Origin of the sequence: Streptomyces beigongshangae (genome assembly GCF_019710745.1) — a bacterium.
Classification (GTDB): Bacteria; Actinomycetota; Actinomycetes; order Streptomycetales; family Streptomycetaceae; genus Streptomyces; species Streptomyces beigongshangae.
Map to the genome: position 1 here is coordinate 1 of NZ_JAHKJW010000126.1, position 6,594 is coordinate 6,594.

Below are 6,594 nucleotides of genomic sequence, written 5' to 3' on the forward strand. Positions count from 1 at the left end.
GCCTGACCGCTGAAGGTGCTGGACGTCCTCGCCGCCCAGCGTGACGGTCATGAAGTGCGGACTGGGCTGCTCGCTTCCCCGCACGGTCAACGACAGCATCCGTCGCTTGCGCGGGCTCTGGATCCGGGAGGCCACCGCTACCTCCCCTGGGGACGGGACTTGAGCTTCATCGTGGTCATGCGACCACTGTCGGCGGGGCGCTTTGTGCGACACCACCGGTAAACTGACGCCTGATGCCGACAACCCGCCAACCTTCACTGACGCCCGCCGATGCAGACGATGAGATCCTGCAAGGCGGTGCCTGGCTGCCGCACAGCTTCCAGCTCGACCCCCACAGCCACGTCCAGGGCCAGTTGGTCTACGCCGCCGCCGGCGCCCTGGCCACGGCGACGGAGCGCGGCACCTGGGTCGCCCCGGCGGACCGGATCACCTGGACGCCCCCGCACTTCGCCCATTCGCACCGCTTCTACGGCCAGACCGACGTGCGGCTGGTGTCCGTACCGCTCGACCTATGCGCCGAGCTCATTGATCACCCCAGCGTCTTCGCGGTGAGCCCACTGCTGCGAGAGGCCCTCCTGGCGCTCACCGACGAACCGGAACGGCGGGCCGGCGCCCACCGGCGCCTGCTCGCCGTCATCGTGGACGAGCTGGCCGACGCCGCCGAGACCTCCCTTCACCTTCCCGAAGCCAGTGACGACCGGCTGCGCGCCGCCACCGACCTGCTGCGCGCGGACCCCGCCCGGCCTTCCACCATGGCCGAGCTGGGCCGGGCGGTGGGAGCCAGCGAGCGCACGCTCAGCCGCCTGTTCCACACCGAGCTGAGCATGAGCTTCCACCGCTGGCGGACCACCCTGCGCATCCACCACGCTCTGGCGCACCTGACCGACGGGATGACGGTGACGGAGACCGCGGTCGCATGCGGCTGGTCCAACCCGTCCACCTTCATCGACGCCTTCACTGAGGTAGTCGGCCAGACACCCGGCCGTTACCAGGCTGGCCTCCGCATTCACGGACGCTAGCCGCTAAGCCGTCCTGCCTGATTTGTGCTGGTCGAGCATGCAGTGAGCGCGGCCCGAATCGGCTTGGCGGGTTTCCGGTATCGAGTGTCGACTTACCAGTGGTTTGCAACCCGCCGGGTCTTTCACAGTGGACAGCGAGCGGGCGCCGGTCTCCGACCTCATGGCCGGCGCCGCGATGTACGCGTTCGACGCGTACCGACCACCGTACGGATCCGGAAGGGCCTGAACGCATGACTGAGACACGCGACGACACGGCCGTCGTCATCATCGGGGCCGGCGTCGCCGGTCTGACCCTCGGCAACTTCCTGCGGCGCAACGGCGTCGACTGCATCGTGCTGGAGAAGCACCCTCGCGCCTACGTCGAGAAGCGCCAGCGCGCCGGAACAATCGACACCTTCGGGGTGCGCCTGTTCCGCGACTGGGGCCTGGAGGAAGTCCTAGCGGGCGATCCGATTCCGCACAGCGAGGGTGGCTTTTACATCGACGGACACGCGATGCCGATCGACGTGGACGAAGACAACAACGAGAGCCTGTACTGCCCGCAACAGGTCCTGGTGCGCAACCTCACCGAGGTCTTCCTCCGCGAAGGCGGTGACCTGCGCTACGAAGTCGCGGACGTCGCCCTGGAGAACCTCGCCCAGGGCCACCCCGTGGTGCGCTACCGGGACGCCGACGGTGCGGCGCGAGCCATCGACTGCGACTTCGTCGCCGGCTGCGACGGCTTCCACGGCGTCTCCCGCCGCTCCATCCCCGCCCCCGCGCTGACCGAGTACTCCCACGAATACGGCTACTCCTGGCTCAGCGTCCTGGCCGCCACCGAGACCAAGCCCTCGGGCATGGCGATCCACGAACTGGGCCTGGCCGGGATGATCCCCCGCGGCCCCGAAGCTAGCCGCATCTACCTCCAGTGCGCGGTCGATGACACCCCCGAGCAGTGGCCGGACGAGCGCATCTGGAGCGAGCTGGAGGCCCGCTTCGGCACGCCGCCCTCCCCCGGCGAGATCATGTCCAAGCAGATCGTTCCGCTGCGCAGCGTGGTGTTCGACCCGATGAGCTACGGCAACCTGTATCTCCTGGGCGACGCCGCGCACATCGTGCCGCCGATGAGCGCCAAGGGCATTCACCTCGCCCTGCACGACACCGAGGTATTCGCCCGCGCGTTGATCCACCACGCCAAGGAGGGCGACTCCAGCCTCCTCGGCAGCTACTCGCAGACCTGCCTGCCGCACATCTGGAACTACCAGGCGTTCGCAACGTGGATCACCGACACCATGCACAACGCCGGATTCACCGGCTACGAGGGCGAGTTCAAGAAGCAAATCGCCCGCGCCGAGCTCCAGCGCCAGTTCGCCTCCGAGTCGGCGAACAAGCTCTTCAGCGAACTCACAGCCGGAATTAACTAGACCCCACCTCCTTCGGAATTAGGCTGCGTCGTCGTCCTCGTCCAGTTCCGGCCCCTCCAGGCCGCGCAGCGGGCGCAGGGCGCCGGCCGCCGGGGCGGAGGCGTCGAAGCTGTAGAGGCCGAGGAGGTTCAGGTTGCAGTGTTTGAGCGGGGAGAGCCGGGCGATGTCCTCGCTGTCCCTGCTGAATCCGTCAGCAACAACGTCGCGCAGGTCGCGTAGGCGTCGGAACGAATCGTCGGACTTCTCGACCACGTAGCGCGGCGCGCAGATCGATAGCTCGTATCGCAGGCTTGTGCAGGCTTCGAATGGTTCCCACACTGCACGCTGGCGCTGCTGGGAATCGGACACTGGCTCACGAACAGTCATACGGCAAGCGTGTCGAGCCGAGGCAAGAGCAGAGAGGTAGGAAACGTAGAGCGAACGTCGGCTATCGGTGTGCTGGTCGCCTCGTTCGCGCCTCCACCGGCGATAATCAAGGATTCCGGCCGATGCTGTCGTAATTGCTCCGCCGACGATTCGGTCGTTCGTTGATTCCGCATGCCTGTACTTCCGTCACCTGAAGAGATCGAAGCTGCCAAGACATCCAAGGGGGCGTGGACGCGTGCCCAACTCGCCGAATGGGGCGTGCCGTGGCCTCCGCCCAAGGGCTGGAAGGACGAGCTGATCGAGCGCTGGAAGGCTGCGCGCCAGGACGGCGCACCGCCGCCGCCCTTGCCCAGCCCGGCCCCGGCCGACTTCGCACAGGACACGCTCGACTTCGGCTGACCGACGTCAGCGGGGCCGGACAGGATCACCCTGTCCGGCCGCGCTGCTCGTTCCTGGCTGCTCACCGGCTGGGGCGGATCCGCGGCCCCACACGAACTCGNGGCCGCGCTGCTCGTTCCTGGCTGCTCACCGGCTGGGGCGGATCCGCGGCCCCACACGAACTCGAGGTCGTCCAGGAAGACCGTCTCCAGTTCCTTCTCCCACTGGCCGCGCAGGAGGAACGGGGCGCTCTCCATCTGCTCCACGATGACCGGGGTCTCGGGCTGTTCGATCAGTGCGTACCGGCCGTGGGAGGCGGGCGTGCTGCCCGGCCCGTGCGTGCGCAGCATCCCCTCCGGGCGGGCGCGGTGCTGCTCCACGAACGCCTCCAGGCGCTCGATGTACCCCTTGCGCTCCTCGGTGCGTACCGAGCTCAGAGCGACGTCCAGGAAATCACCGCCATCCGGCCAGTGCCGCTCGCCTGGTGCGGCCACGGCCCAGAGGGTAGTCCTGCGGGGGGGTGTGCCACGGGGCTACGCGCGGGAGGGGCTTACCGTGACCGGCGGCCGGTGTGGCGCCCTTGTCCGCGGTCGCCGGGAGGCACGATGATGTCGGTCGCTCACGCTCGTCCACCGAATCTCGTCCGACGAAGAAGGTGCCGAACATGCGCAAGACTCTCCTGACGACCACTATCGCGGCTGCTGCGGCGCTCGGTTTCGCCGCCGCACCGGCGCAGGCAGCCACCAGCGACGTGGACAGGCCCTTCGCCATGACGTACGGCAACAGCCAGACGTCGGGCTCGATCCACTTCACGAGCGGCTACACGGCGTCCTTCAGCGGCGTCGTGCACGCGGCCAGCGGCCAGCGCGCGATCTGCGCCGACGCCTACAACGGCAGCGCGAAGGATCAAGGCTATTGCAGCCCTTGGGCATACGCCGGCGGCCCGGACCAGGTCCTTAAGCAGTCGTTCACCATCCCCCTCCCCGGCGGGGTCCAGCGGGTCGTCATCGAGATGATGGACGAGAACGGCAACATCGTGGCAAGCCAGTCCTGCACCCGCTCGGTCTGCACGCGCATCATCTGACCCGTGGTCGGTGACGACCAGGCACGCGGCGGCCTCCAGGACTACCTCGGCTGCCGCCGGCAGTTGGAAGGCGTACGGCAACACGAACCCGATCACCTCCAGCTCCGCCACGTGGGGCTGCCACGGGAGCGTGACGATCGCGAGCAGCGTGCTCGCGCAGGTCTGCGCGGTCAGGTCGGCGGGCGGAGGCGCAGTGCAGGCGGCGGTGATCGTGCGCAACAACCGATCCACCCTCTTCAGCGTGTCGGCCGCCGCCGACCTGTGGACCAGCGCCGGTTCGCTCGGCGACTGGGCGTGCTCGTCCTCCGGGGTCGGGGCGAGCTCCTGGTCAGTGTGCTTCGGGAAGTCCCTCCCCGAGAGCGCCCCGGTGAACTCGGTGGGCACGGCCAACGGCGTGACCCTCGGCAAGTCGTCGACCGTCTGAACCGGAGCTGCCCCCGGGGCGGGCCAGGCACGCCCGCATCCGGGCCGCTACCAACGGCGTTGTTTCGATGACCGGCAGCGGGCCGTCGTGGTCGAGCCAGGCGGCCCGCTGGGTCAGCCGCGGGTGCTTCGACGCCTGGCGCGCGACCGCCTGCCACCCCTGCCAGGAACCACGCGAAGGTTAAAAAACAAGCTGAGCGCACCCACACCCATCGGCCCCTGACCGGAAGCCCCCGGCCTCCAGCCGCCCGACTTCGGCCGGCCTTCTCCGGCGTTGCCGGCACGCGCCGACCGCGGCTACGCCCGCTTTCTCGCCCTCACCACCTCGGCCGGCCACGATGATGGCCCCCAGGAGGACGCGGCGAGATGCATCGGGCTGCGCGCACGGGAGTGATTTACAGGCAGTGCAATTCCTAACCCCGTGCGGCCCTGGTGTCGGGGGAAGGCGCATGTCGGTGGGCGCGGCGGCATCCGGGTGAGAGCACCGTCCGGCCCGCGTGGCCACAGACGCTGTGGTGAACTGTGACGGTATGGACGAAACAGACCCGGTAGGGCGGCAGTCAGCGCTTGAGGGTGCCTACGACAGCCCGCAGATCGCTACCTGGTACGCCGCGCGCGACGACCGCATGAACCAATTGCTGGGCCACCCCTTCGTCTTCCGCGCCCTGAACCTCGCCGGGCGACGCGACGAGGTGCTACTCGACTACGGCTGCGGCCCGGCCATCGTCGCCGGCCACGCCGCCCGCCACTACGCAGTCCGCATCCTGGCAGCCGACGTCTCACCCGCCATGCTGGCCCACGCCCGCAACCACCCCATCCCCCACGCCTCCTACCACCGCATCACCGACAACCACATCCCGGACCTGCCCGACGCCTGCGCCGATGCCGCCATGTGCAACCACGTCCTGGCCCTCCTACCGGACGAAACCACCCTCCTGCGCGCCTTCCAGGAGATCCGCCGCCTGCTGCGCCCCGGCGCCCCCTTCGCCGCCCTGACCACAGACCCGACCCACACAGGCATCCGCTACACCTGCCAGCAGATCGGCGACCTGGGCGCCACCTACCGGCCCGGCGACACGCTGCCTGTCCATCTACGCTGCGACGACGACACCTGGCAGACCTTCCCCAACGTCTACTGGCCCGCCGACATCTACCCACGCCTGCTGCAGCAGGCGGGCTTCACCAGAATCGGCCAGCACCACCCCACCGTCGCCGAAGCAGAAGCCGACCCCGCCACCGACCCCACCCTCCTGCACAGCAGCACCTGGACCACCGAACGCACCCACCCCCCACTGCTGCTCACCACCGCACGCGCCTGAACCTCGGCCCGCACGCCCGCTGCTTCCACCCGCTTCCGGACAGGCGCAGAGCACACCCCTAGACGGCGCTGGCCCTACGCGGTAGTGCCAGCGTCGGCAACTTCGGCGTCCGGGCACCCTGAACGCCGTGAGGCGGCCAACGGTCCCAAGCCCGAAATCGTTCTGCGCGACGCTGTCAGCAACCGCCTGGAGATTGGGAACACCCCCGCGTCCGCGGGGGTGTTCCAGCGCCCGAAGCCGCGCCGCTCGAGCCCCTGGCGTCCTCCCCGCCGACGCGGGGGTGTTCCGCAGGCCACGACGACCGGACTCGGCGTCAGCACGTCCTCCCCGCGGACGCGGGGGTGTTCCAGCGTGGCGGCGCGGCGGGACGAGCATCTCCAGGGGCACTGTCACGTTGACTGACCGGGTGGGATGATCTTCTGGTTGGTCATGCCGGGAGGGGCGTCCGTGGACAGCGCGAGCAGGTAGCCGGGCCCCGAGGGCGACGACGGCGGTGGCGACGACGCCCATCACGTCCAGCGCATTCCGATCGCGGACAGCTGCTCCTGTCCAGAAGCGGTTTGTCTGATCAGTGGGTGGTGGTCTGGCCTGCGTTGATCAGT

At 69.0% G+C, this 6,594-nt stretch carries 6 protein-coding genes; 5 read left to right on the plus strand and 1 reads right to left on the minus strand.

What is annotated here, in order from left to right; all coding sequences use genetic code 11:
- Nucleotides 1–233 precede the first annotated feature (233 nt).
- Nucleotides 234–1,019: a helix-turn-helix domain-containing protein gene (locus KM933_RS38100; protein ID WP_221361975.1), complete on the plus strand. Its 786-nt coding sequence runs from the start codon at nt 234–236 to the stop codon at nt 1,017–1,019.
- A gap of 230 nt (nt 1,020–1,249) precedes the next feature.
- On the plus strand, nt 1,250–2,422 hold the full coding sequence (locus KM933_RS38105; RefSeq protein ID WP_221361977.1) for a 4-hydroxybenzoate 3-monooxygenase: 1,173 nt from the start codon (nt 1,250–1,252) through the stop codon (nt 2,420–2,422).
- Nucleotides 2,423–2,440: 18 nt separating this feature from the next.
- On the opposite strand, the gene KM933_RS38110 is transcribed toward KM933_RS38105, so the two are convergent.
- The gene (locus tag KM933_RS38110) at nt 2,441–2,788 is read right to left on the minus strand and encodes a hypothetical protein (RefSeq protein WP_221361993.1); all 348 of its coding nucleotides are present in this window, start codon (nt 2,786–2,788) and stop codon (nt 2,441–2,443) included.
- A 1,042-nt stretch (nt 2,789–3,830) separates the two neighbouring features.
- On the opposite strand from KM933_RS38110, the gene KM933_RS38115 reads away from it, so the two are divergent.
- The 3 genes from KM933_RS38115 (at nt 3,831) to KM933_RS38125 (ending at nt 5,992) form a co-directional block, all read left to right on the plus strand.
- Nucleotides 3,831–4,250 (plus strand): hypothetical protein, encoded by a 420-nt coding sequence (locus tag KM933_RS38115; RefSeq protein ID WP_221361987.1) that lies wholly within the window; start codon nt 3,831–3,833, stop codon nt 4,248–4,250.
- A gap of 10 nt (nt 4,251–4,260) precedes the next feature.
- Complete coding sequence (locus KM933_RS38120; RefSeq protein ID WP_221361989.1) at nt 4,261–4,674, plus strand: hypothetical protein; 414 nt, start codon at nt 4,261–4,263, stop codon at nt 4,672–4,674.
- Between the two features lie 529 nt (nt 4,675–5,203).
- Nucleotides 5,204–5,992, plus strand: coding sequence for a class I SAM-dependent methyltransferase (locus tag KM933_RS38125; protein ID WP_221361991.1), 789 nt, complete (start codon nt 5,204–5,206; stop codon nt 5,990–5,992).
- Nucleotides 5,993–6,594 lie beyond the last annotated feature (602 nt).

Coding starts and splice junctions, on each gene's coding strand:
- KM933_RS38100 (WP_221361975.1), top strand. CDS start 234: ATGCCGACAACCCGCCAACCTTCACTGACGCCCGCCGATGCAGACGAT.
- KM933_RS38105 (WP_221361977.1), top strand. CDS start 1,250: ATGACTGAGACACGCGACGACACGGCCGTCGTCATCATCGGGGCCGGC.
- KM933_RS38110 (WP_221361993.1), bottom strand. CDS start 2,788: ATGACTGTTCGTGAGCCAGTGTCCGATTCCCAGCAGCGCCAGCGTGCA.
- KM933_RS38115 (WP_221361987.1), top strand. CDS start 3,831: ATGCGCAAGACTCTCCTGACGACCACTATCGCGGCTGCTGCGGCGCTC.
- KM933_RS38125 (WP_221361991.1), top strand. CDS start 5,204: ATGGACGAAACAGACCCGGTAGGGCGGCAGTCAGCGCTTGAGGGTGCC.